This window comes from Clavibacter michiganensis (genome assembly GCF_021216655.1).
Taxonomy (GTDB): domain Bacteria; phylum Actinomycetota; class Actinomycetes; order Actinomycetales; family Microbacteriaceae; genus Clavibacter; species Clavibacter michiganensis.
This window is the reverse complement of the sequence record NZ_CP080437.1, coordinates 2,669,915-2,692,735: the sequence shown is the minus strand read 5'-3', so window position 1 is coordinate 2,692,735 and position 22,821 is coordinate 2,669,915. Positions and strand designations below refer to the sequence as shown.

General features: G+C 78.1%; 10 protein-coding genes and 1 pseudogene. 8 read left to right on the top strand and 3 right to left on the bottom strand.

What is annotated here, in order from left to right:
• Positions 1-62: 62 nt before the first annotated feature.
• From K0V08_RS12710 to K0V08_RS12675, 8 genes are all read left to right on the top strand, one after another.
• Entirely contained in the window at positions 63-6,920 is a 6,858-nt protein-coding gene (locus K0V08_RS12710) for a non-ribosomal peptide synthetase (protein ID WP_079531160.1), read from the top strand.
• Positions 6,917-12,496 carry a non-ribosomal peptide synthetase gene (locus K0V08_RS12705; protein ID WP_079531158.1) on the top strand — a complete coding sequence of 1,860 codons (5,580 nt, stop codon included), beginning with the start codon at positions 6,917-6,919 and terminating at the stop codon, positions 12,494-12,496. The genes K0V08_RS12710 and K0V08_RS12705 overlap by 4 nt, the downstream gene beginning before the upstream one ends.
• A complete protein-coding gene (locus K0V08_RS12700; RefSeq protein ID WP_079531155.1) occupies positions 12,493-13,644 on the top strand; it encodes a saccharopine dehydrogenase NADP-binding domain-containing protein in 1,152 nt (383 codons plus the stop codon). Before K0V08_RS12705 ends, K0V08_RS12700 begins: the two co-directional genes overlap by 4 nt.
• A complete protein-coding gene (locus K0V08_RS12695) occupies positions 13,641-15,569 on the top strand; it encodes a Gfo/Idh/MocA family oxidoreductase (protein WP_079531152.1) in 1,929 nt (642 codons plus the stop codon). Before K0V08_RS12700 ends, K0V08_RS12695 begins: the two co-directional genes overlap by 4 nt.
• 97 nt (positions 15,570-15,666) lie before the next feature.
• Entirely contained in the window at positions 15,667-16,497 is an 831-nt protein-coding gene (locus K0V08_RS12690; protein ID WP_079531149.1) for a thioesterase II family protein, read from the top strand.
• On the top strand, positions 16,494-17,264 hold the full coding sequence (locus K0V08_RS12685; protein ID WP_079531147.1) for a class I SAM-dependent methyltransferase: 771 nt from the start codon (positions 16,494-16,496) through the stop codon (positions 17,262-17,264). Before K0V08_RS12690 ends, K0V08_RS12685 begins: the two co-directional genes overlap by 4 nt.
• On the top strand, positions 17,261-19,069 hold the full coding sequence (locus K0V08_RS12680) for an ABC transporter ATP-binding protein (protein ID WP_079531144.1): 1,809 nt from the start codon (positions 17,261-17,263) through the stop codon (positions 19,067-19,069). The genes K0V08_RS12685 and K0V08_RS12680 overlap by 4 nt, the downstream gene beginning before the upstream one ends.
• A complete protein-coding gene (locus tag K0V08_RS12675) occupies positions 19,069-20,811 on the top strand; it encodes an ABC transporter ATP-binding protein (protein ID WP_079531142.1) in 1,743 nt (580 codons plus the stop codon). The genes K0V08_RS12680 and K0V08_RS12675 overlap by 1 nt, the downstream gene beginning before the upstream one ends.
• On the opposite strand, the gene K0V08_RS12670 is transcribed toward K0V08_RS12675, so the two are convergent.
• The 3 genes and pseudogenes from K0V08_RS12670 to K0V08_RS16080 all read right to left on the bottom strand — a co-directional run.
• Entirely contained in the window at positions 20,745-21,536 is a 792-nt protein-coding gene (locus K0V08_RS12670; protein ID WP_228510892.1) for a GNAT family N-acetyltransferase, read from the bottom strand. The genes K0V08_RS12675 and K0V08_RS12670 overlap by 67 nt on opposite strands.
• A gap of 68 nt (positions 21,537-21,604) precedes the next feature.
• A complete protein-coding gene (locus K0V08_RS16085; protein WP_234809324.1) occupies positions 21,605-21,859 on the bottom strand; it encodes a membrane dipeptidase in 255 nt (84 codons plus the stop codon).
• A gap of 202 nt (positions 21,860-22,061) precedes the next feature.
• Positions 22,062-22,814 (bottom strand): annotated as a pseudogene (locus tag K0V08_RS16080) (dipeptidase); the annotation flags it as partial.
• Positions 22,815-22,821: the final 7 nt, after the last annotated feature.

Genomic DNA, 22,821 nt, shown 5'->3' with positions numbered 1-22,821 from the left:
GCGGCTCGTCAGCGAGCCATATGATAACGGTTCTCAACAACGCGAGCCCGAGGAGCGTGCACATGACCGAGCGGATCCCCTCCGTCCCCGCCCCCGCGTCGCTCCGCGCGCAGGTCGCGCGCGCCCTGCGCCTCGACCCCGCCGACGTGGGGCTCGACGACGACCTCGTGGACCTCGGCCTCGAGTCCACGGCGCTGATCCGCCTCGCGGGACGCTGGCGGCGCGACGGCCTCGCGGCCGACTTCTCGCGGCTCGCGGCAGACCCCACGATCCGGGCGTGGGCGCGCATGCTGGGCGAGGCCGCCGCGGACGGCGACGGCGCGGATCCCGTCCCACGCCCCGCCGCCCCCGCGCTCGACCCCGCGTCGCCGTCGCCGCTCACGCCGCTGCAGCACGCGTACTGGCTCGGCCGGCAGCCCGGCCAGCCGTCCGGGTCGGTCGCCGCGCACTTCTACGTCGAGCTCGACGGCGCGGACCTGGATCCCGAGCGGCTGCGCGCGGCCCTCGCCGCCCTGGTCGCCCGGCACGCGTCGCTGCGGATGCGCTTCCGGGACGACGGCACGCAGCAGCCGCTGCCCGCCGACGAGGAGCCGCCCGCCGCCCGGCTGCGCGTCCACGACCTCCGCGCGGAGGACGCCGACGCGGTGGACGCGCGCCTCGAGCGGATGCGCCACGACGGCACGCACCGTCGCATGGCCGTCGAGCGCGGCGAGGTGCTCCGCGTCGACCTGACGCTCCTGCCGTTCGGCCGCAGCCGCCTGCACGTCGACCTCGACATGCTCGCGGGCGACGCCATCAGCCTCCGCGTGCTCCTCGCCGACCTCCGCGACCTGGTCGAGGAGCCCGGGCGGCAGCTGCCCGCGATCCACCGCGACGTGCGCGCGGAGCTGGCCGCCCGGGCCGCGCGCGCCGACGCGTCCCGGACCTCGGCGGACGCGCGCTGGTGGCGCGAGCGCGTCCCCGACCTGCCCGCGGGGCCGGCGCTGCCCGTCCGCGACGACGCAGGACGCGCTGACGCCGACCCGCGCTCCCGCCGCCTGCACCACAGGGTCGGGCGGGAGGAGCTGCGCCTGCTCGAGGCCGCCGCGCGCGCCCGCGGGCTGACGGTGGCCGCCGTGCTCGCGACGGCGTTCGCCGAGGTCGTGGCCGCCTGGTCGGCCGAGGGCCGCTTCCTCCTCAACCTCCCCGTGCTCGACCGCGGCGACGAGGAGGGGCTGGAGCTCGTCGTCGGCGAGTTCAGCACCTCGATCCTCCTCGACGTCGACCTGCGGGAGGAGCGGTCGTTCCAGGACGACGCGCGGCGGATCCAGCAGGGCGTGCGCGAGGCCGTCGCCCACGCGGGCTACGGCGGCGTCGACGTGCTGCGCGACCTCGCGCGCCGCGACGGCGGGAGCCCCGTGCTGGCGCCGGTCGTGTACACGAGCGCCATCGGACTGGGCGAGCTGTACGACGCGTCCATCCGCCGCGCGCTCGGGGAGCCGGTCTGGATCATCTCCCAGGGCCCGCAGGTCTGGCTCGACGCGCAGGTCACCGAGCTCGACGGCGGGCTGCTGCTGAACTGGGACGTGCGGGTCGACATCCTCGAGGAACGGGCGATGGAGGCCGCGTTCGCCGCGTACCGGCAGGTCGTCGACGGCCTCGCGCATGAGCGTCCCGGCGCCTGGGAGACGCCGGCGCTCGCGGTCCCCGCCCCGGAGGACGCGCGGGCGCGCCGCGAGCTCGAGCGGCCGGCACCCGGCACCGGGCCGCTCGTGCACGAGGCCCCCGACACGGACGGCGGCCTCCTGCACTCCGCGTTCCTCGCCCGGGCGGCGGCGGATCCGGGCCGGACGGCCGTCATCGGATCCGACGGCCACGTGGTCGCCTACGGTGAGCTGGCCGAGAACGCGCGCCGGGTCGCCGGGCTGCTGCGCGCTCGCGGCGTCCGCCCCGGCGCGACCGTGGCGATCACCGCGCCGGCCGGGCCGGACCGCGTGGCCGCCGTGCTCGGCGTGCTGCTCGCGGGCGCCTGCTACGCGCCCGTCGGCCCGGACCAGCCGCCCGCGCGCCGCGCGATGGTGCTCGCGCGGGGGATCGACTGCGTCCTCGCCGACGACGGCCTGGTCGACGCCATCGCGGCGGGCCTGTCCCCTGGCGGCCCTCCCGTGGTCGCGCTGGGCGCCGCCCGGGACGCGGCGCCGCTCGCGGATCCCGTCGCCGTCGCCCCCGACGACCCGGCCTACCTGCTGTTCACGTCGGGATCCACGGGCCGGCCGAAGGGCGTCGAGGTCGCCCACCGTGCCGCCGTCGCCACCATCCGGTCGCTCGCGCGCGTCGCGCCCCTCGGCCCGGACGACCGCGGCATCGCGCTCTCCGCGCTCGACTTCGACCTCTCCGTCTACGACCTGTTCGCTCTGCTCTCGGTGGGCGGCGCGGTCGTCGTGCCCGCGGAGCACGAGCGCCGCGACGCCGACCGCTGGCGGGATCTCGTCCGCGCGCACGGCGTCACGGTCTGGAACACCGTGCCCGCGCTCCTCGACATGCTGCTCACCGCGACCGGCGACGGGCCGCTGCCCCTCCGGCTCGTGCTGCTCGGCGGGGACGTCGTCGGGCCGGATCTCCCGGCGCGCCTGGCCGCGTGCGCGCCCGCCGCCCGGCTGCTCGCGCTCGGCGGGATGACGGAGGCGACCATCCACTCGACCGTGCACGAGGCGCGCGTCGGCGCCCCCGTGGATCCGGCGTCGCCCGCGCGCGGCCTCCCCTGGGGCGAGCCGCTGCCCGGCGTCCGCGTCCGGGTCGTCGACGAGCGCGGCCGCGACCGCCCCGACGGCGTGCCCGGCGAGCTGCTCGTGGGCGGGCACGCGCTGGCCCGCGGCTACCGCGGCGAGCCCGAGCTGACCGCGCAGCGCTTCCCGGTGCTCGACGGCGCGCGCTGGTACCGCTCGGGCGACCGCGCCCGCTACCGGCGCGACGACGCGGGGCGGCCGGTGCTCGAGTCCCTCGGGCGCGCGGATCACCAGCTGAAGATCCGCGGGCACCGCGTGGAACCCGGCGAGGTCGAGGCCGCGCTCGCCTCCGCCCCGGGCGTGCAGCGCGCGGTCGTCGTCGCGGTCGCGGGCGCGCTCGCCGCGATGGTGGTGCCCGAGCCCGGCGCGGTCGTCGCGCCCGACGACGTCGCGGCCCACGCGGGCGCGCTGCTGCCGCCGTCCATGGCGTGCGCGCGCGTCGTCGTGCGGGCCGGGCTGCCGCTCACGGCCAACGGGAAGGTCGACCGGGCGCGGATCGTCGCGGAGCTCGCCGAGCGGCCCGCCCCCGCCCTGCGACCGGACGACGACGCCCCGCGCACGCCCGAGGAGCGGCTGGTCGAGCGCGTCTGGAGCGAGCTGCTCGGCGTCCCCTGCGGCCGCGGGCGCTCCTTCTTCGCCGCGGGCGGCGACTCCCTCCAGGCGACCCGCAGCGTCGCCGCCCTGCGCGTCGCGGGTGCGGCCGACGCGAGCGTGGCCGCGCTCTTCCGGCACCCGGTGCTGGCCGACTTCGCGGCGACCCTGCACCTCACGGCCCCGGGGCCGGCCGACGCGCGCGCCCGCATCGTGCCGGATCCCGCGCACCGCCACGACCCCTTCCCTCTCACCGACGTGCAGCGCGCGTACGCGGTCGGCCGCGACCCGCGCATCCCGCTCGGCGGCGTGGGCACCTACCACCACACCGAGTTCGACGGCGAGGGCCAGGACCTCGACCTGCTCGCCGCCGCGTTCGACGAGCTCGTCCGCCGGCACCCGACGCTGCGCACGGTGATCCGCCCCGACGGCACCCAGCGCGTGCTCGAGGAGGTGCCGCGCGTGCGCGTCGACGTGCGCGACGTGCCGGCCGACGCGGATCCGGACGCGGTGGACGCCGCCCTCGCGGGGTTCCGGGAGCGCACGTCGCACCGCCGGCACGACCTCGCCGTCTGGCCGCTGTTCGACGTCGACGCGCTGCGCTACCCGGACGGCCGCGGCGGGATCCGCACGCGCATCGCGATCGGCATCGACTACGCCGTCGTCGACGCGCTGTCGATCATGATCCTGTACACCGAGCTCGACCTCCTCGTGCGCGGGCTCCCGCTCCCGCCCGCGCCCGCCGAGCTGACCTTCCGCGACTGCGTGCTGCAGACCCGGCCGGACCCGGAGCGGCTGCGCGCCGACGAGGAGCACTGGCGGCGGCGCCTCGCCGGGATGCCCGACGCCCCGCGACTGCCGCTCGCCACCGCGGATCCGGCCCCGCGCTTCACGCGCCGCGCGCACCGCTTCGACGCCGCGTGGTGGACCGCGTTCCGCGACCGCTGCCGGGCGGCCGGGCTCACGCCCACGAGCATGCTGGCGACCGCGTACGGCCACGTGCTCTCCCGCTGGACCGGGCAGCGCGACCTCACCATGACGCTGACGCTCTTCGACCGGCGCGACGCGCATCCCGACATGCCCCGCCTGGTCGGCGACTTCACCGCGCTGACCCTGCTCGACCACCGTGCCGCGGGCTCGGCGGCGGAGGCGGCCCGCGGGCTGCAGGAGCGCCTCGCCGGCGACCTCGACCACCGCGAGGCCCCCGCCTCGTGGATCCTGCGGGAGCGCGCGCGCCTCGCGGGCACGGCCGTGGCGCCGGTGCCCGTGGTGTTCACGAGCGCGATCGGCGTCGGCGACGAGGCCGGCGTCGGCGACGGCGACGGCGACGGGGTCTCGGCGGACGTCTCCGGGGCGTTCGGCGAGCGGATCCACGGCGTGTCCCAGTCGCCCCAGGTGCTCATCGACGTCCAGGTGCTGGAGGACCACGGCGGGCTGCGGGTCGACGCGGACGCCCGCGACGACGCGTTCCCGCCCGGCCTCGTCGACGCGCTCTTCGCCGCGTACGTGACCACGCTCGAGCACCTCGCCACGGCCGACTGGGATGCGCCGCTCCCCGTGGATCCCCCGGCCGACCAGGCGCGTGCCCGCGCCGCCGCGACCGCCGCCCCCACGGCTCCCCGACCGGGCCGGCTCCTGCACGACGCCGTGCACGAGGCAGCGCGCCGGGCGCCCGACGCGCCCGCGCTCATCACGGGCACGGGCGCGGCGACGCGCGTCGTGACCCACGGCCAGCTCGCCGACCGGGCCATGCGGATCGCGGGCGCGCTCCGTCGGCGCCGGATCGGACCCGGCGACCTGGTCGGCGTCACGCTGCCGCGCGGTGCGGACCAGGCGGCGGCCGTCGTCGGCGTCCTCTCCGCGGGAGCCGCGTACGCGCCGATCGGCATCGGGCAGCCTCCCGTGCGACGGCGGGCCATCCACCGCGCGGCCGGGATCCGCCTGGTCATCGCCGACGACCCGCCCGCGGCCGGCGGCGACGAGCCCGGCACACCCGCCCTCCTCCGCCCGGCCGACGCGGCCGCGGAGGAGCCGCTCGCCGATCCGGTGCGCCCGCCCGTCGAGGCGCTCGCCTACGTCATCCACACCTCCGGTTCCACGGGCGAGCCCAAGGGCGTCGAGATCACGCACGACGCCGCGTGGTCCACGGTCGACGCGGTGTCCCGGATGCTGGAGATCGGCCCGGGCGACCGGGTCCTCGCCCTGTCCGCGCTCGACTTCGACCTCTCCGTGTTCGACGTGCTCGGCGTCCTCGGTGCGGGCGGCGCGCTCGTGCTCCCCGAGGAGGGCGAGGAGCGCGACGCCCCGCGCTGGCTCGACCTGGTGCACGAGCACGGGGTCACGCTGTGGGACACGGTGCCGATGCTGCTCGACATGCTCCTCGTCGCGGCCGACGACCGGCCGGGGCGGCTCGGCTCGCTGCGGGCGGCGCTCGTCTCCGGCGACCGCGTGGGCACCGACCTGCACGGGCGCCTGATCCGCGCGGCCGGGCCGGGCACGCGGCTCGTCGCGCTGGGCGGCGCCACCGAGGCGGCCATCTGGTCGAACGCGTGGGAGGTGGACGGCCCGCTCGACGGCTGGCAGTCCGCGCCCTACGGCCGGCCGCTGCCCGACCAGGCGTTCCGCGTCCTCGACGCCTCCGGCCGGGACTGCCCCGACTGGGTCCCGGGCGAGCTCGTCATCGGGGGCCGCGGCCTCGCGCGCGGCTACCGGGGCGATCCCGCGCGCACGGCGGCCGCGTTCGTCGAGCTCGGCGGCGGCCGCTGGTACCGCACGGGCGACACCGGCAGGTACCGGCCGGGCGGGATCCTCGAGTTCCTCGGCCGCGCGGACCGGCAGGTGAAGCTCGGCGGGCACCGGATGGAGCTCGGCGAGATCGAGGCCGCCCACGCGGCTTCCCCCGGCGTGCGGCGCGCGATGGCGCTCGTGGTCGACGGGCCGGGCGGTCGACGCCGCGTGCACGTGGCCGTCGAGCCGCACGACGGGCACGACGGGGCCGCCGTGCTGGCAGCGGCGACCGCGACCGCCGCCGACCGGCTCCCCGCCTACGCGATGCCGCACCGCGCCGACCTCGTCGACGCGTGGCCGCTGACCGCGAACGGCAAGGTGGACGTGGCGGCGCTCGGCCGGGCGCTCGCGGACGCGGAGCCCGATCCCGCCGCGACCGCCGCCGACCTCGCGTCCGCATCCGCGCCCGGCACCGCGCCCGACACCGCGCCCGCGACCGGCACCGCGACCGAGGCCGCCCTCGCCGAGCTGTGGGCCGGGATCCTCGGCGCCCCGCCCGCGCCCGGCACCGGCTTCTTCGCGGCGGGCGGCGACAGCCTCGCCATGCTCCGGCTCGTGACCGCCGCCCAGCGCCGGTTCGGCGTCGACGCGGGCGTCCGCCGCTTCCTCGAGGAGCCGACCGTGCGGGCGTACGCCGCCTGCATCGACCGGCTCGTCGCCACGAACGCGACCACCACCGCCGCGACCACCACCCCCGCGTCCGCACCCACCGCGGACGCGCCCGCCCGACCGCCGGCCACGACCGGCGCCGACCTCTTCGAAAGCGGAGACCTGTGAACGCTGAACAGCTCATCGACGACCTCGACGCCCGCGGCGTCCGGCTCTGGGCGGAGGACGGGCGGATCCGGTTCCGCGGACCGCGCGGCGTGATCGACGACGACCGGCGCGAGCTCATCCGCCGGCACCGGGACGAGGTGCTCGCGATCCTGGGGCGGCGGGACGCGTCGGGCACCGACGCCGCGGATCCGGCCGCCGCCGATCACGCCGCCGCGCACGACCCCTTCCCGCTCACCCCCGTGCAGACCGCCTACCTCCTCGGCCGCACCGACGCGTACCCCTACGGCGGCGTCGCGTGCAGCGCCGACCTCGATCTGTCGTGGCCGGCGTCCACGGATCCCGCGCGCATCGTCGACGCGTGGATCCGCCTGGTCGCGCACCACGGCATGCTGCGCGCCGAGGTCCACCCCGACGGCTCGCAGCGCGTGCTCGCCGACCCCGGCCCCGTCGAGGTGCCCGTCGACGACCTGCGCGGCCTCGGCGACGCGTCCATCGGCCACCGCATCGACGCCGTGCGCGCGGACCTCGCGCAGGGCACCGGCCGCGACCCGGGCTGGCCGCGCGTCCGGGCCGTCGTCACCCGCGCCGACGACGCCGTGCGCCTGCACCTCGCGGTCGACCTGCTCGTGCTCGACCACGCCAGCCTGCAGCTCGTGCTCGACCAGCTGCGCGCGCTCGTCGAGGATCCGGCCGCCGCGCTGCCCGGATCGCCCGACGGCCCCGGCTTCCGCGACCGCGTGCTGGCCCGGCGCGCCCTCACGGCGTCCGCCGCGTACGAGCGCGACCGCTCCTACTGGTGGCGGCGGCTCGACGACCTGCCGCCCGCGCCGGAGCTGCCGCTCGCGGATCACGACCCGATGGCGGCGCCCGTCCGGTTCCGCCGCCTGTCCGCCGTGCTCGACCCGGCCTCGGCCGCGCGCCTCGACCGCGCCGCCGCCGATGCCGGCGTGACCCCGACGAGCGCCCTGCTCGCCGCCTACGCCGAGACCGTGGGCCGCTGGAGCCGCAGCCCGCGCTTCGTCCTCAACGTGCCCGTCTCGGATCGCCGCGGCCTGCCCGAGGCCGCCGAGCAGGTGGTGGGCGACTTCACGTCCGTGGAGCTGCTCGAGGTCGACCTCACCGAGGACGTGCCCGCCGTGGAGCGGATGCGCGCCCTCTCCGCGCGCCTCCTCGAGGACCTCGCCCACCCGCTCTGCGGCGGCACCGAGCTCCTCGCCGAGCTCACCCGCAGGCGCGGCGGCGACGCGCGCGACGTGGCGCTCGCGCCCGTCGTCTTCACGAGCGCGCTCGCCGGGGACGCGGCGAGCGCGCCCACGGGCGACGGCGGGCGGATCACCGCGGCCGTCACGCGCACGCCGCAGGTGTGGATCGACTGCCAGGCCCTGCGCGTGCCCGACGGCCTCCAGCTCAGCTGGGACGTGCGGGAGGGGATCCTCGCCGACGGCGTGGCCGACGCCGCGTTCGGTGCCTACATCGGGGCCGTGCGCGCCCTCGCCGACGACCCGGCCGCCTGGCAGCTGCCGTGCGCCGTCGACCTGCCCGCCGACCAGCGCGAGCGGCGGATCCGGGTGGGCGAGACCGGGGATCCGGTCGCGCCCGCGCTCGTGCACGAGCCGCTCCTCGCGGCCGCGGACGCCGCGCCCGACGCGCCCGCCGTCATCGCCCCCGACCGCACGCTGACCCACGACGAGCTCGTGCGGCGCGCGGCCGCCGTGGCCGCGCGGCTCCGCTCCACCGGGATGCGCCAGGGCGACCGCGTGGCCATCGTCGCCGCGCGGGGCTGGGAGCAGGTCGTCGCCGTCGTCGGCGTGCTCCTCGCGGGCGGCGCCTACGTACCCGTGGACGTGGCCCAGCCGCGGATCCGCCGCGACACCGTGCTGGCCGACGCCGGCATCCGGCAGGTGCTCACGCAGGAGGCCCTCGTCGGCGCGCCCGACGACTGGCCGACGGGGATCGAGCGGATCGCGGTCGACGCGCTCGAGCCCGCCGCCAGCCGGCCGACGCCGGACGCGGATCGCGACGGCGTCGACCCGGCCGACCCCGCCTACGTCATCTACACGTCCGGGTCCACGGGCACCCCCAAGGGCGCGATCCTCTCCCACCACGCCGCGCACAACACGCTCGTGGACATCCGCGAGCGCTTCGGCGTCGGCCCCGACGACCGCGTGCTCGCCCTCGCCGGCCTCGGCTTCGACCTGTCGGTCTTCGACGTGCTGGGCGTCCTCGGCGCGGGCGGCGCGATGGTGCTGCCGGACCCCCGCCGGCGCGACGACCCCTCGCACTGGGCCGCGCTCATCGCCCGCCACCGCGTCACGCTCTGGAACTCCGTGCCCGCGCAGGCCCGCATGCTCCAGGACTACCGCGACGCGGTCGCCGCCACGGGCGGCCCGACGGACGGCTCGGCGGCCGGCGACGACGCCCCGAGCACGCTGCGGCTCGCGCTCCTCTCGGGCGACTGGATCCCCGTGACCCTGCCCGACGCCATGCGCGCCGGCCACCCCGAGCTCACCGTCGTGAGCCTCGGCGGCGCGACCGAGGCGGCCATCTGGTCGGTGCACCACGTGATCGGCGAGGTCGACCGGCTGCTGCCGAGCATCCCCTACGGCACGCCCTTGCGCGGCCAGCGGCTGGCCGTGGTCGACCACCTCGGGCGCGACCGGCCCGAGGACGTGCCCGGCGAGATCCTCATCCGCGGCGCGGGCGTGGCGCTCGGGTACATCGGCGACGCCGAGCGCACGCGCGAGCGGTTCGGGGTGGATCCCGCGACGGGCGACCGCGAGTACCGCACGGGCGACATCGGCCGCTACCTGCCCGACGGGAGCATCGAGCTCCTCGGGCGCGAGGACGCGCAGGTCAAGATCCGCGGCTACCGCATCGAGCTGGCCGAGATCCAGGCTGCCGTGCTCGCCCACCCGGGCGTCGCCGACTGCGCGGTGCAGGTGGCCGAGGGGACCGCGGGCCGGCACCTCGTCGGGCTCGTGCAGCCCGAGCGGATCGCGCCCGTCGACGCCCCGGAGGACCACGCTCCCGGCGACGCCGCGCGCGCCGCGCTCCAGCTCGCGGCCGCCGACGTGGACACGGACGCCCTCGGCGCGTTCCTCGCGCAGTTCGACGAGCACGCGCTCCGCGTGATCGAGCGGACCCTCGCCACGGCGGGCGCGCTCGTCGACCGGGGGTCGCCCGTCACGGCGGACGAGGTCGCCGGCCTCCTGCGCGCGAGCGACGCCCACCGCGTGGTCGTGCGCCGCTGGCTGCGCGCGCTCGAGCGGCGCGGGCGCATCGCGCGCGACGCCGACGGGCGCTACCGCGGCGCGCTCTCCGCGGATCCGGAGCGGGTCGCCCGCGCCTGGGCCCGGGTGGAGGAGGCCGAGCGGGAGATCCGCTGGAGCGCCGAGCTGCTCCGCCACGTGCAGGCGTCGAGCAGCGCGCTCGCGGACCTCGTGAGCGGCGACCTCGACATCGCCGAGCTGCTCTACCCGGGCGCCCCGAGCGACGCGATCGGCGCGGCCTACCGCGACAACCTCGGCGTGCGGCTGCTCACCGCCGCGCTCACGGCCGCGGTCGTCGCGCTCGCCGACCGGCACGACGCGCGGGGGCTCGGAGCGGACGAGCCGCTGCGGATCCTCGAGGTGCGCGGCGGCGTGGGCGGCGCGGCCGACCAGCTGATCCCCGCGCTCGCGGGTCGGGCCGTCGAGTACGTGTTCACCGACCCCTCGATGTTCCACGTCGGCGAGGCGCGCGAACGCCACCCGGACCGGCCGGGCGTGCGGTTCCAGGCCTTCGACCCGGCCGCCGACCCGCTCCCGCAGGGCCAGCGCCCGAGCTCCTACGACGTCGTGATCTGCTCCAACGGCCTGCACGGCGTGCCCGACGTGCCCGCCGCGCTGCGCCGCCTGCAGGGGCTCCTCGCCCCGCACGGCCACCTCGCCGTGATCGAGAGCACCCGCGAGGACAACCCGCCGCTCATGATCGCCACCGACTTCATGGAGGTGCGCGCCGGCGGACCCGCGGACGCCCGGCTCGCCGACGACGCCCTGCTCTTCGCGGCCGACGAATGGCGGGCGATGCTCGGCGACCTCGGCGCCCGGGCAATCCAGCAGGTGCCGGCGGACGAGGATCCGCTCTCCGGCCTCGGCCAGCACCTCCTGCTCGCGCAGGTGAAGGCCGACCGCGTGCCGCTGCGGGCCGCATCGCTCCGCCGCCACACCGCCGACCGCCTGCCGGACTACATGGTGCCGCGCCGCTGGCAGGTGCTCGACGCGCTGCCGGTCACCGCGAACGGCAAGGTCGACCGGGCCGCGCTCGCCCGGCTCGCGGAGGACCGGGCGCCGGCGGCCGCCGTGGCCGCGGGATCCGACGCCCCGCGCGACGACGTCGAGCGCCGCCTCCAGGAGCTGTGGGCGGAGCTGCTGGGCCGCCCGGGGATCGGCCGCGACGACGACTTCTTCGCGCTCGGCGGGGACTCGCTGCTCGTGGCGCGCCTCGTCGGCCGGATGCGCGAGCAGCTCCCCGAGGTCGTCGACCTGGAGTGGGACGTCGTGCTGCGCCACATGCTGCGCCGGCCCACGATCGCCGGGCTCGCCGGCTACGTGCGCCAGGCCGGCCAGGGCGGCGCGGGCGACCGGGACGCTCCCGCGACGCCCGCCGTCAGCCTGCTGTCCGGATCCGGCCGCGGCCCGGCGACCGTGCTCGTCCACGCCGGGATCGGCACGATCATGCCGTACCGCGCGCTCATGACCGAGATCCGCCGGAGGTCCCGCGGCACCGGCTCGCTGTACGGCGTGGAGGTGCCCGACCTCGACGCCTTCCTCGACGCCGACCCGCACGGGCTCATCGACCGGATCGCCGCCGAGTACGCCCGCGAGCTCCTCGCGACCGGGATCCGCACCTTCCACGTCGTCGGCTACTGCCTCGGCGGCCTGGTCGCCACCGAGGTGGCGCGCGCGCTCACGGAGGCGGGCGCCGACGTCGCGTCGTTCACCGCGATCAGCAGCCACAGCCCCGCGTTCCGGCTCGACGACGAGATGGTGTCCGAGTACTCGTTCGCGATGATGATCGGCATCGACCCGGTCGACCTCGGCTTCCCCGCCGACCCGTGGCGCATCGCCGCGGCGGGCGCGCGCATCCTCGAGAGGACCCCCGGGGTCATGCCCGCGGACGGCTACGCGTCGCTCGACGGCGAGTTCGCCGACATCGGCCGGGCCTTCCTCGACCTGTCGCGGATCCCGCGGCGGGCCCGCATCGCCCGGATGTGCGAGGTCGTGCCGCCGGCGTCCGGCAGCTACACGCCGGAGCAGATGACGCGCTTCTTCCGCACCTTCCGGCAGAGCGTGTTCGCGATCACGCGCTACCGGCCGGATCCGTACGCGGGCGACATCACGTTCCTCCGGCACAGCGGCGCGTACCCCTTCCCGGGCAGCAGGGAGGCGGTGACCGACTACTGGGAGGAGCTCGCGCTCGGCGAGCTCGACATCGTCGACATCCCGGGCGACCACTACGACTGCCTGTCGGTGGAGCACGCGCCGCGCGTGCTGTCGATCCTCACGAACGTCACGGGCGGGGCGGTGATCGCGTGATCGCGGTGATCGGCGCGTCCGGCGCCGTCGGGCGTCCCGCGGTGCTCGCCCTCCGCGCCGCGTCCGACGAGCCGCTCCGGCTCGGCGGCCGTCGCGAGGCCCCGCTCCGCGAGCTCGCCGATGAGGTGGGCGGCCGGGTCGAGACCGTGACCGTCGATCTCATGGACGACGACGCGCTCGCGCGCTTCTGCCGCGGGGCAGACGTGGTGGTGCACTGCGCCGCGCCGGCCTTCGCGTTCGGCGACCGGATCGCGGCCGCCGCCCTCGAGGCGGGCGCCGACTACGTGGACGTCTGCGGCGAGGAGCCCGTGCGCGCGGGCCTCGTCGCGCGCGGTCTCGCCGCGGACGCCGTGCGCGACGGCCGCCGCGCGGTCGTGTCGACGGGCGTGGTCCCTGGCCTCTCGGGCCTCCTGCCGCGGCTCGCCGCCGAGGGGCTGCGCGGTCCGCTCCGACTGCGCGGCTGGGTGGGCGGCGTCGAGGCGTGCTCCCCCGGGGTCGCGCTCGACGTGCCGCTGTCGCTCGCGGCCGGCGGCCCCGGATCCACCGCGTACGGCACGCCGCTCGCCGCGTGGTCCGGCGGCCGACGCGTCGAGCGCGCGCTGCGCGCGGAGGAGGACGCGACGGCGCCGTTCTTCGCGGGCCGGGTCGCGCTGCAGCCGTACCTGTCGGCGGAGACGGAGCGGATCGCGCGCGGGCGCGGGCGCGGGTTCGCGGATGCCCGGTGGTGGAACGTGCACCCGGGGCCCGCCGTGCGCGACGCCCTCAACCGGCTGCCCGCGCTGCTCGCGGGAGAGGACGGCGCAGCAGCGGCCGCCGACGCGCTCATCCGCGCGGGCGACCTCGACCTGCTCGGGAACCGTCCGTTCCACGTGCTCGCCGTCTCCGTCGACGGCACGGACGACGAGGGCGCTCCGGTCGAGCGCGCGATCGTGCTGCACAGCGACGACAGCTACGTGCTCGCCGGACGGCTCGCGGCCATCACCGTGCGGGAGATCCGCGCGGGCGCCGTGCCGCCGGGCGTCGGCTTCGCGCACGACGTGCTGGATCCGCAGCGCGTCCTCGACCTCGTCGTCGCCTCGGGCGCGAGCACCGTCACCCGCATCGACGACGCCGGCGACGCGGGCGAGATGGTGGAGGAGGACCTGTGACGGGCGACGCCGCCGACCGCCCGCTGCGCGTCGTCGTCTGCGGCACGGGCTTCGGCCGCATCCACCTCCGCGCGGTCGGGCTCGTCCCCGGCCTGCGGCTCGCCGGCGTCCTCGCGCGCGGCGGCGGCGCCTCCCGCGCCCTCGCGGCCGCGCACGGCGTGCCGCTCTGGACCGACGTCGCCGAGCTGCCCGCCGACGTCGACCTGGCCTCCGTCGCCGTGGGGTCGGCCGTGCAGGGCGGGCCCGGATCCGAGCTCGTGCTGGCGCTCCTCGCCCGCGGGATCCACGTGCTGCAGGAGCACCCGGCCCACCCCGACGAGATCACCGCGGCCGCCCGGGCGGCACGGACGGCCGGCGTGCGCTACCGCCTCTCGACGCACTACCGGCACGTCCGCGCGACCCGCGGCTTCCTCGCGTCGGCAGAGCGGCTGCGGGCCAGGAGCCCGATCGTGCACGTGGACGCGGCGGGTCCCGTCCACCTGCTGCAGCCGCTCGTCGACATCCTCGGCCTGGCGGTCGGGGGGCTCCGGCCGTGGGCGTTCACGGATCCCGTGGAGCGCCCGCGCGAGCTGACCGCGCTGGAGGCGCGGCCGTCGCCGCTCACCGCGATCGAGGGCGTGGTCGGCGGCATCCCGCTCTCGCTGCGCGTGCACGACGAGCTGCACCCCGCCGACCGCGACAACCACGCGCTGCTCTGGCCGCGCATCGCGCTCGCGTCGGAGGCGGGCGTGCTGACGCTCGCCGACGTGCACGGGCCCGTCACCTGGAGCCCCGCGCTGCACACCCGGCGCGACGCGGCCGACCGGCTCGACCTCGACGGGGATCCCGCCCGGCGCGCCCTGCCGCGCCTCTCCTCGTGGCCGGACGCGCCCGCCCCGACCGCGGGCGACCTCTTCGACGACGTGTGGCCGGACGCGGTGGCGCACGCGCTCACGCAGCTCGTGGCGGAGATCCGCTCGGGTGACGGCGACGCCCTCCGCGCGGCGCAGGCGGACATCACGATGGCCCGCGCGTGGGTCGACCTCATCCGCCGGCTCGGTCCGCCGCGCAGCATCCGGCCGGGCGAGCCGCCACGCGTGACGGCCGCCGCGATCCTGCCCGCGGCAGAGGCGGCACCCGCGGGCGGGCACGGGGCGTCCGGCCCGGCCGCCGACCCGGGCCCGGGCGATCCGGCGCCCGCCGACCCCTACGGCCCCGCGGCCGAGCTCTTCGACCTCGCCGCCGCCGAGCACGCCGAGCTCACGGCGGCCGCGGTCTGCCGCCTCCTCGACGGCCGGGACCTGTCCGCGGCGCCCGTGCTCGACATCGGGGCGGGCACGGGCGTCATCGCGCGGGCCGTCGCCCGCGCGCATCCCGAGGCGCTCGTGGTGGCGGCCGAGCCGTCCGAGCCGCTGCGCGCGGTGCTGACCGCGCGGATCCTCGACGCCCCGGGACTCCAGGAGCGCGTCACCGTGACCGCCGGATCCGCGCCCGACCTCGAGCTGCCCGACCGCATCTCCGCGGTGCTGCTCTGCGGGGTGCTCGGCCACCTCGATGCCGGGCAGCGCGCCCGGCTCTGGGAGCGCATCGCCGAGCGGCTCCTCCCGGGCGGGCTCGTCGTCGTCGAGACGATGGGGCTCGAGCCCGGGGCGCGCGTGCCCGAGTCGCGGCTGGCCCGCACGCGCGTGGGCGACGACGAGGTCGAGTGGTGGTTCCGGGCGGATCCCGCACCCGGCGGCCTGCTCGACCTGCGCACGCGATGGCGCAGCCGCGAGCCCGGGGGCCGGGAGCGCGAGGTGCACGACGCGTACTCCTGGGATCCGGTGGGCCTCGAGGAGCTCGCCCGCGAGGCCGGCATGGACCTCGTGCGACTGCCCGCCGCGGCCGGCGCGTCGCTGCCGCTCGGCGCGCTCGTGCCGCGGCCGGCGGATCCGCCCGCCGGGTGACGCGCCGCCGTCCACACCGCGCGGCACCCTTGTCGCGAATGATTCTCAACAAGGGCTACGCTCCTTCCCGACCCACCCCGCAGCGAGGAGCCGCACCATGATCGAGACCCCGCGCGACGAGGGCGGCTGGCTGCGGCGCATCGCGGCGGCGCCCGACGCCCGCATCCGCCTCGTGTGCCTGCCGCACGCGGGCGGCGCGGCGTCCGCCTACCGCGGCTGGGCGCCGTTCGCGCCGCGGGGCGTCGAGGTCCTCGCGGTGCAGTACCCGGGCCGCGGCGACCGCTACGGCGATCCCCTCAGCCCCGACCTCGACACGCTCGCCGCCGACGTCGCGGCGGCCGTCGACGCGCTGCCCGAGCGCCTGCCCGTCGTGCTCTTCGGCCACAGCATGGGCGCCCTGGTCGCCTACGAGACCGCGCGCGTCCTCGCCGCGCGCGGCCGCCCCGCCGCCCGTCTCGTCGTGTCGGGACGCCGCGCGCCGACCGTGCGGTGGGGCGGCACCCTGCACCGGCAGGACGACGCCGCGCTCCTCGCCGACCTCGAGCGCCACTCCGGGACCGCGCCCGAGATCCTCGCCGACGACGACATGCGCCGCACCGTGCTCGCCTGCCTCCGCGACGACTACCGGCTCGTGGAGACGCATCGCACGGCACCGGGGCCCGGCACCGGCTGCCCGGTGAGCGTGTTCAGCGGCGACGCGGATCCCGAGCTGCGGCCCGCGGAGGCCGAGGCGTGGCACCGGCTCGGCGACGGCGACGGCGACGGCGACGGCGACGGCGACGGCGACGCGGGCGGCACCGGCCTCCGGGTGTTCCGCGGCGGCCACTTCTACCTGGCCGAGCGGCCGGCCGAGGTGGTCGAGGCGATCGCGTCCCTGCTGGATCCCGCGCTCGCCTTCCCGGCCCCGGCGGAGGCGATGTTCCCGTGACGCTGGATCTCCAGGACTACTCCCCGGGCGCGGAGTTCTACGACCTCGTCGCCCGGCGCCACACGGAGGCGCTCGCGGGCGTGCTCGCCGAGGCGCTGGCGGTCGTCCCGGCGGGTGCGGATGCCGCGGCCGACGCGGACGACGACGCCGACCCCGGCACCGTCGTGGAGCTCGGCGCGGGCACCGGCCGCGTCACGCGCCTGCTCGCCCACCTCGTGCCCCGCGCGCCGATCCTCGCCGCTGAGCCCTCCCCCGTCATGCGCGCCGTGCTGCGCAGCCGCGTGCACGAGGATCCCGACCTCCGCCGCCGGGTCACCATCCGCCCTGAGACGGCGCAGGAGCTCGCGCTGCCCGAGCGGATCCGCGCGGTCGTGCTCATCGGCGTGGCCGGCCACCTCGGGAGCGACGCCCGGGCCGACCTGTGGCGCCGCTGCCTCGAGCGCCTGGTCCCCGGCGGCGTGATCGTGGTCGACCTCATGGGGACGAGCGCGCGCTCCCTGCCGGCGACGCGCCTCCTGCGCGAGCGCATCGGCACCCAGGCCTACGAGTGGTGGACCACGGCCGAGCCCGGTCGCGACGGCGCCACCCGCTTCACCACGCGCTGGCTCGTGCTCGACGGCGCGAGGACGGTGCGCGAGGTCCGAGGGGGATACGAATGGCACAGCCTGGACCAGGCGACGCTCGCCCGGGAGGCGGGCCGGTCGTGGACCGTGCTCCGCGGCGGGGCCGAGGGGGCGGCGACCGAGGTCGCGGTGCTCGGCCGATGACGGACGCGGCCGACACCCCGGACGCGGCCGACGCGACGGATCCCCCCGCGACCGTGGCCGGGGCCGTCAGGGCGGTCCGCGGCCGGCTGGCGGCGGCCGTGCTGCTGCAGGCGGCGGCCTCCGCGAGCGGGCTCGTCGCCGTCGTCGCGGTCGCCGAGATCGGCCGGGCCGCGGTCGCCGACCCCGGCGGTCCCCCGGCGTGGGGCGGCGTCATGCTCGCCGTCGTCGCCGGCATCGCGGGCCTCCTGCTGGCAGCGTCCGCCGACACGCTCACGCACCTCGCCGACGCCGACCTCCAGCTCGACCTCCGGCGCCTCGTGGTCGCGCGGCTCGGCCTGGTCCCGCTCGCCTGGTTCGACGACCACGACGCCGGCGAGGTGCGCCAGGCCGTGCAGCAGGACGTGGCGGCGCTGCATGCGCTCGTCGCGCACACGCTCCTCGACGTCACGCGGCTCGTCGTCGTCACCGTCGCGTCGCTCGTCTACCTGCTCGCGCTCGACGTGCCGCTCGCGCTCGCGTGCCTCCTGCCGCTCGTCGCCGGCGTCGTGCTCTTCGCGCGGGCGATGGCGGGAGCGATGTCGTCCATGGCGGAGTACGGGCGCGCGTCGGCCGAGATCGCGGGCAGCGTGGTGGAGTTCGCCGACGGGATCCAGGTGGTGCGCTCCTTCGGCCGGCCCGGCCGCGCCCACGCGCGCTACCTGCGCGCGGTCGACGCGTTCGCCGCGTTCTTCGGCGCCTGGGTCGCGCGCACCACGGCGGCCACGACCGCGTCCTGGCTGACCGTCTCGCCCATCGGCGTGCTCGCCCTCGTCGTGCCCGTCGGCGGCGCGATGGTCGCGTCCGGCGCGCTGCCCGCCGCGGACCTCGCCCCCTTCCTCCTGCTCGCGCCGGCGATGGCGGCCCCCGTGGGCGTCATCGGCCCGCGCGCGCAGGCCATCCGGGGCGCGGTCGACGCGGCGAAGGCCGTCGACGAGGTGCTGCGCGCGCCCGTCGAGCCGGACGTCGCCGAGCCCCGCGAGCCCGACGCCCGCCACGTCGCCGGCCTCGTGCTCCGCGGCGTCTGCTTCTCCTACGACGGCGAGCGCGACGCGCTCCGCGACGTCGACCTCGAGCTGTCCCCGGGATCCGTGACCGCGGTCGTCGGCCCGTCCGGCTCCGGCAAGTCCACGCTCGCCGCCCTCGTGGCCCGCCTGCGCCTGCCCACGCGGGGCACCCTCGAGCTCGGCGGCGTCGACGTTCGCGACGCGACCCCGTCGGCCTGGCACGCGCAGGTCGGCTGCGTGCTGCAGGACACGGTGCTGCTGCGCGACACGGCGCTCGAGAACCTCCGGCTGGGACGCCCCGACGCGTCGCTCGACGAGGTGCGCGCCGCCGCGCGGATCGCGCAGGTCGACGACGTCATCGACGGGCTGCCCGACGGGTACGGCACCGTGCTGGATCCGCGCGGCGGCATCTCCGGCGGCGAGGCCCAGCGCGTCGCCCTGGCTCGCGCGCTCGTGGCCGACTGCCCGGTGCTGGTGCTCGACGAGCCGATGGCGCACGCCGACCCGAGCACGGCCGCGCGCATGCAGCGCGCGCTCGCCTCCGCGACCCGGGGCCGGACCGTGCTGGTCGTCGCGCACCGGCTGGAGACGGTGGAGCACGCCGACCGCATCGTCGTGATGGAGGCCGGCCGCGTCGCGGAGCAGGGCACGCACGCGGAGCTCCTGGCCCGGGACGGCCTGTACGCGCGGCTCCTGCGCGCCGGCGCGACCGGGCCCGCGCCCGCGCCCGCGCCCGGCGAGACCCATGAGGAGGTGCGCTGATGCGCGCGATCGACGATGCCCGGCGCACCCTGGGGCCCGAGGGCGAGCGGGAGCTGCGCCCGGTCGTGGCGCGGATGGCGGCGGCGTCCGTGCTGCACGGCGCGGCGGTCGTGGCCCTCGTGCCTGTGCTCGAGCGCCTCTTCGGCCCGGATCCGGCGTCCGCGTGGCCGTGGATCGCCCTCTTCCTGCTCCTCGCCGCGGCGCACCTCGCCGTGCAGGCCCGAGCGCAGTCGGCCGCGTTCGGGGCGGGCGTCCGGGCGGCGAACGCGCTGCACCACCGCATCGGCGACCACGTGGTGCGCCTGCCGCTCGCCTGGTTCGACGCCACCCACCGCGCGGAGCTCACGGCCGCGGCGGGCGGCAGCGTGCTCGCGTCGATGGGCGTGCCCGCCTACCTGCTGCGGCCGCTCATCACCGCGACCGTCGTGCCCGCGGTGATCGCGGCGTCTCTCCTGGTGCTGGATCCCCCGCTCGGCGTCGCCCTCCTCGTGCTCGCGCCCGTCCTGGCGCTGGCCCTCCGCGTCGGCGGCCGGATCGCGGCGCGCGCCGACGCCGAGCGCGCCGACGCCGACTCGGGCATCGGCGAGCGCGTCGTCGAGTTCGCCCAGGCGCAGCACGTGCTGCGGGCGCACGGGCGCACCGGGCGCGACGCGGGCCTCGTCGACGCGATCCTCGTGCGGCACCGCGCCACGTCGCGCGCGCTCATCGGCCGCACCGTCGCGGGGCTGGTCGCGTTCGGCGCCGTCATGCGCGTCGTCCTCGTCGCGGCGCTCGCCATCGCGGTGACCCGCGTGCTCGGCGGCCCCGTCGACCCGGGGCGCACGGTCGCGACGCTCGTGCTCGTCTTCCACGCTGCCGACCTCGTGGGCCAGGCGGCGGAGCTGGCGGTCGGCGTGCGCGCCGCGCGGCGCGACCTCGGGGCCGTCGCCCGGATCCTCGACGCCGCCCCCATCCCCGAGCCGCAGCCCGGCGCGACGCGCGTGCCCGACGGCGCCGACGTGGAGCTCGACGGCGTGTCCTTCTCCTACCCGGGATCCGCGACCGAGGCCGTCTCGGGCCTCGACGCCGCGCTGCCCGCCGGCCGCATGACCGCGCTCGTGGGGCCGTCCGGATCCGGCAAGACGACGGTCGCGCGGCTCATCGCCCGCGCCGCCGACGTGACCGGCGGTGCCGTGCGCATCGGCGGGGTCGACGTCCGCGACATGGCGCTGGCCGACGTGGCCGCGCACGTGTCCACCGTCTTCCAGGACGTCCACCTGCTCGCGGGGACGCTCGGCGACAACGTGCGCATCGCGGATCCCGACGCGGACGACGCGGCCGTGGCCGATGCGCTCCGCCGCGCGGGCCTGCCGCTCGGCGACGGCCTCGACCTCGACACACCCGTGGGCGAGGGCGGCCGCCAGCTGTCGGGCGGCCAGCGCCAGCGCGTCTCGATCGCCCGGGTCCTCCTGAAGGACGCTCCCGTGGTCGTGCTCGACGAGGCCACGGCGGCGCTCGACGCGGAGAGCGCGGCGGCCGTGGCCGAGGCGATCCGGCTCCTGCGCGGGCACAGGACCCTGCTCGTGATCGCCCACCGGCTCGACACCGTGCGGAGCGCCGACGAGATCCTCGTGCTCGACGGCGGGCGCCTCGTGCAGCGCGGGACGCACGACGAGCTGGCCGGGCAGCCGGGCGTCTACGCGGGGTTCCTCGCCGACGTCGTCGCGGCGGACGGCTGGCGGGTGCGCGCCCAGTACTCGTAGCGCGACGCGGTCGAGAAGCCGAGGCCGCCGTAGAGCGCGCGAGCGCCGTCGTTCTCCGCGACGACCTGCAGCCAGAGCGCGGTGATCCCGCGGTCGAGCCCCGCGTCGACCGCCGCCGCCATCGCCGCCCGCGACAGCCCGCGGCGTCGGGCCTCGGGGCGCGTCGCGACGGCGAAGAACCCGCCCCAGCTCCCCACGAGCGCGAGCCGCGCGGTGGCGAGCACGCGGTCGCCGTCGCCGTCGCGCACTGCCGCGTAGACCGACGGGCCGCGCTCGAGGATCCGGCGCGCCACGGCGAGCTCCGCGGATCCGCCGCGCCCGTCGACGCTCCACCACGCGTCGAGCCAGGCGTCGTCGGGCGCGTCCGCGACCGTGACGACGAGCGCGGGATCCGCGGGTCGCGCGCCCGCCAGCCGCTCCGCCACCGCAGCGGCGTCGGCGACCTCCACGAGCGTGCGCGCCTCGGCGACGTAGCCGCGGGCGGCGAGCCGGGACGCGAGGTCGGCGGGCTCGGACGCGGGCGACACCTGAACGCACGGGTCGATGCCGTGGTGGCGCGCGAAGGCCTCGGCCGCGTCGAGCGCGGCGTCCGGGTCGGCGACGGGGCCGGCCGGGAGCGCCGAGTTCGCGCGCTTCGTCACGCCTCCCGCGGCGCGCAGGATCCACCCGCCGTGCAGCTCGCGCGTCTCGGCCGGCCAGCCGCGGTCGGCGAGGTCGTCCAGCATCGCGGCCGCGGCGCGCGGGTCCATGGCGCGCACGGCGGCGGCCTCGGATCCGGCGTCGGATCCCCCGCTCACGCCAGCGCCCACGCGTCCGCCGCGCCCCGCGACACGTCGTCGTCCGCGTCCGCCGCCCGCAGCACGCGCAGCGCGTTGCCGCCCGCGAGCGCCCGGAGGTCGTCGTCCGACCAGCCGCGCCCGGCGAGCGCCGCGATCAGGGCCGGGTAGCGCGAGACGTCCTCGAGCCCGTCGGGCGTGCGGTCGACGCCGTCGTAGTCGCCCCCGAGGCCCACGTGCCGGGGCCCGGCGACCTCGCGGATCCGCTCCACGTGCCGCACGACGTCGGCCAGCGTCGCGCGCGGCCGCTCCCCCGGGGCGCCGGGCGGCGACGGCCTGCACGCCCTCGTGGTCGCGCCGATCCACGCCCTCCGCCGCCGCGAGCGCCAGCGTCTCCTCGTGCCACGCCGCGACCGCGGGCGACACGAACTGCGGCACGAACGTGGCCATGCAGACGCCGCCGTTCGCGGGCAGCGCGGCGAGCACGTCGTCGGGCACGTTCCGCGGCACGTCGCACGCGGCGCGCGCGCCCGAGTGGCTGAACAGCACGGGCCGGCGGGCGATCCGCAGCGCGTGCCGCATCACGTCGGCCGACACGTGCGAGAGGTCGACGAGCATGCCGATCCGCTCCATCTCGGCCACCACGCGCTCGCCCGCCGGGCTCAGCCCGTGGTGCACATGCGCGTCGGTCGCCGAGTCGGCCCAGGCCACGTTCGCGTTGTGCGTGAGCGTCATGTACCGCACGCCGAGCGCGCGCATCGTGCGGAGCGCGCCGAGGGATCCGCCGATCGAGTGGCCGCCCTCCATGCCCATCAGCGACGCGATGCGGCCCGACGCGACGACGCGGTCCACGTCGTCGGCGGTCACGGCGAGCGCGAGCCGGTCCGGGTGCGCGGCGACGAGGCGGCGCACCACGTCGATCTGCTCGATGGTGGAGCGCACGGGATCCACGCCGGGCAGGTCCGGCACCCACACGGACCAGAACTGCGCCGCGACCCGGCCGCGCGCGAGGCGCGGCAGGTCGGTGTGCAGGCCGGGCACCGCATCCTCGATGGCCAGGCGCGCGATCACGTCGTCGCCGACGGACGCGCTCGGCCCGCCCTCCCGCACCGCGCGCTCGCGGAGCGCCCAGGCGAGGTCGTCGTGGCCGTCGACGATCCCCTGCACGTCGAGCAGCCGCGCGACGCGGTCGGCGAGCGCGGGCGAGGGGGCGGGCGAGTCCGTCATCCGCGGA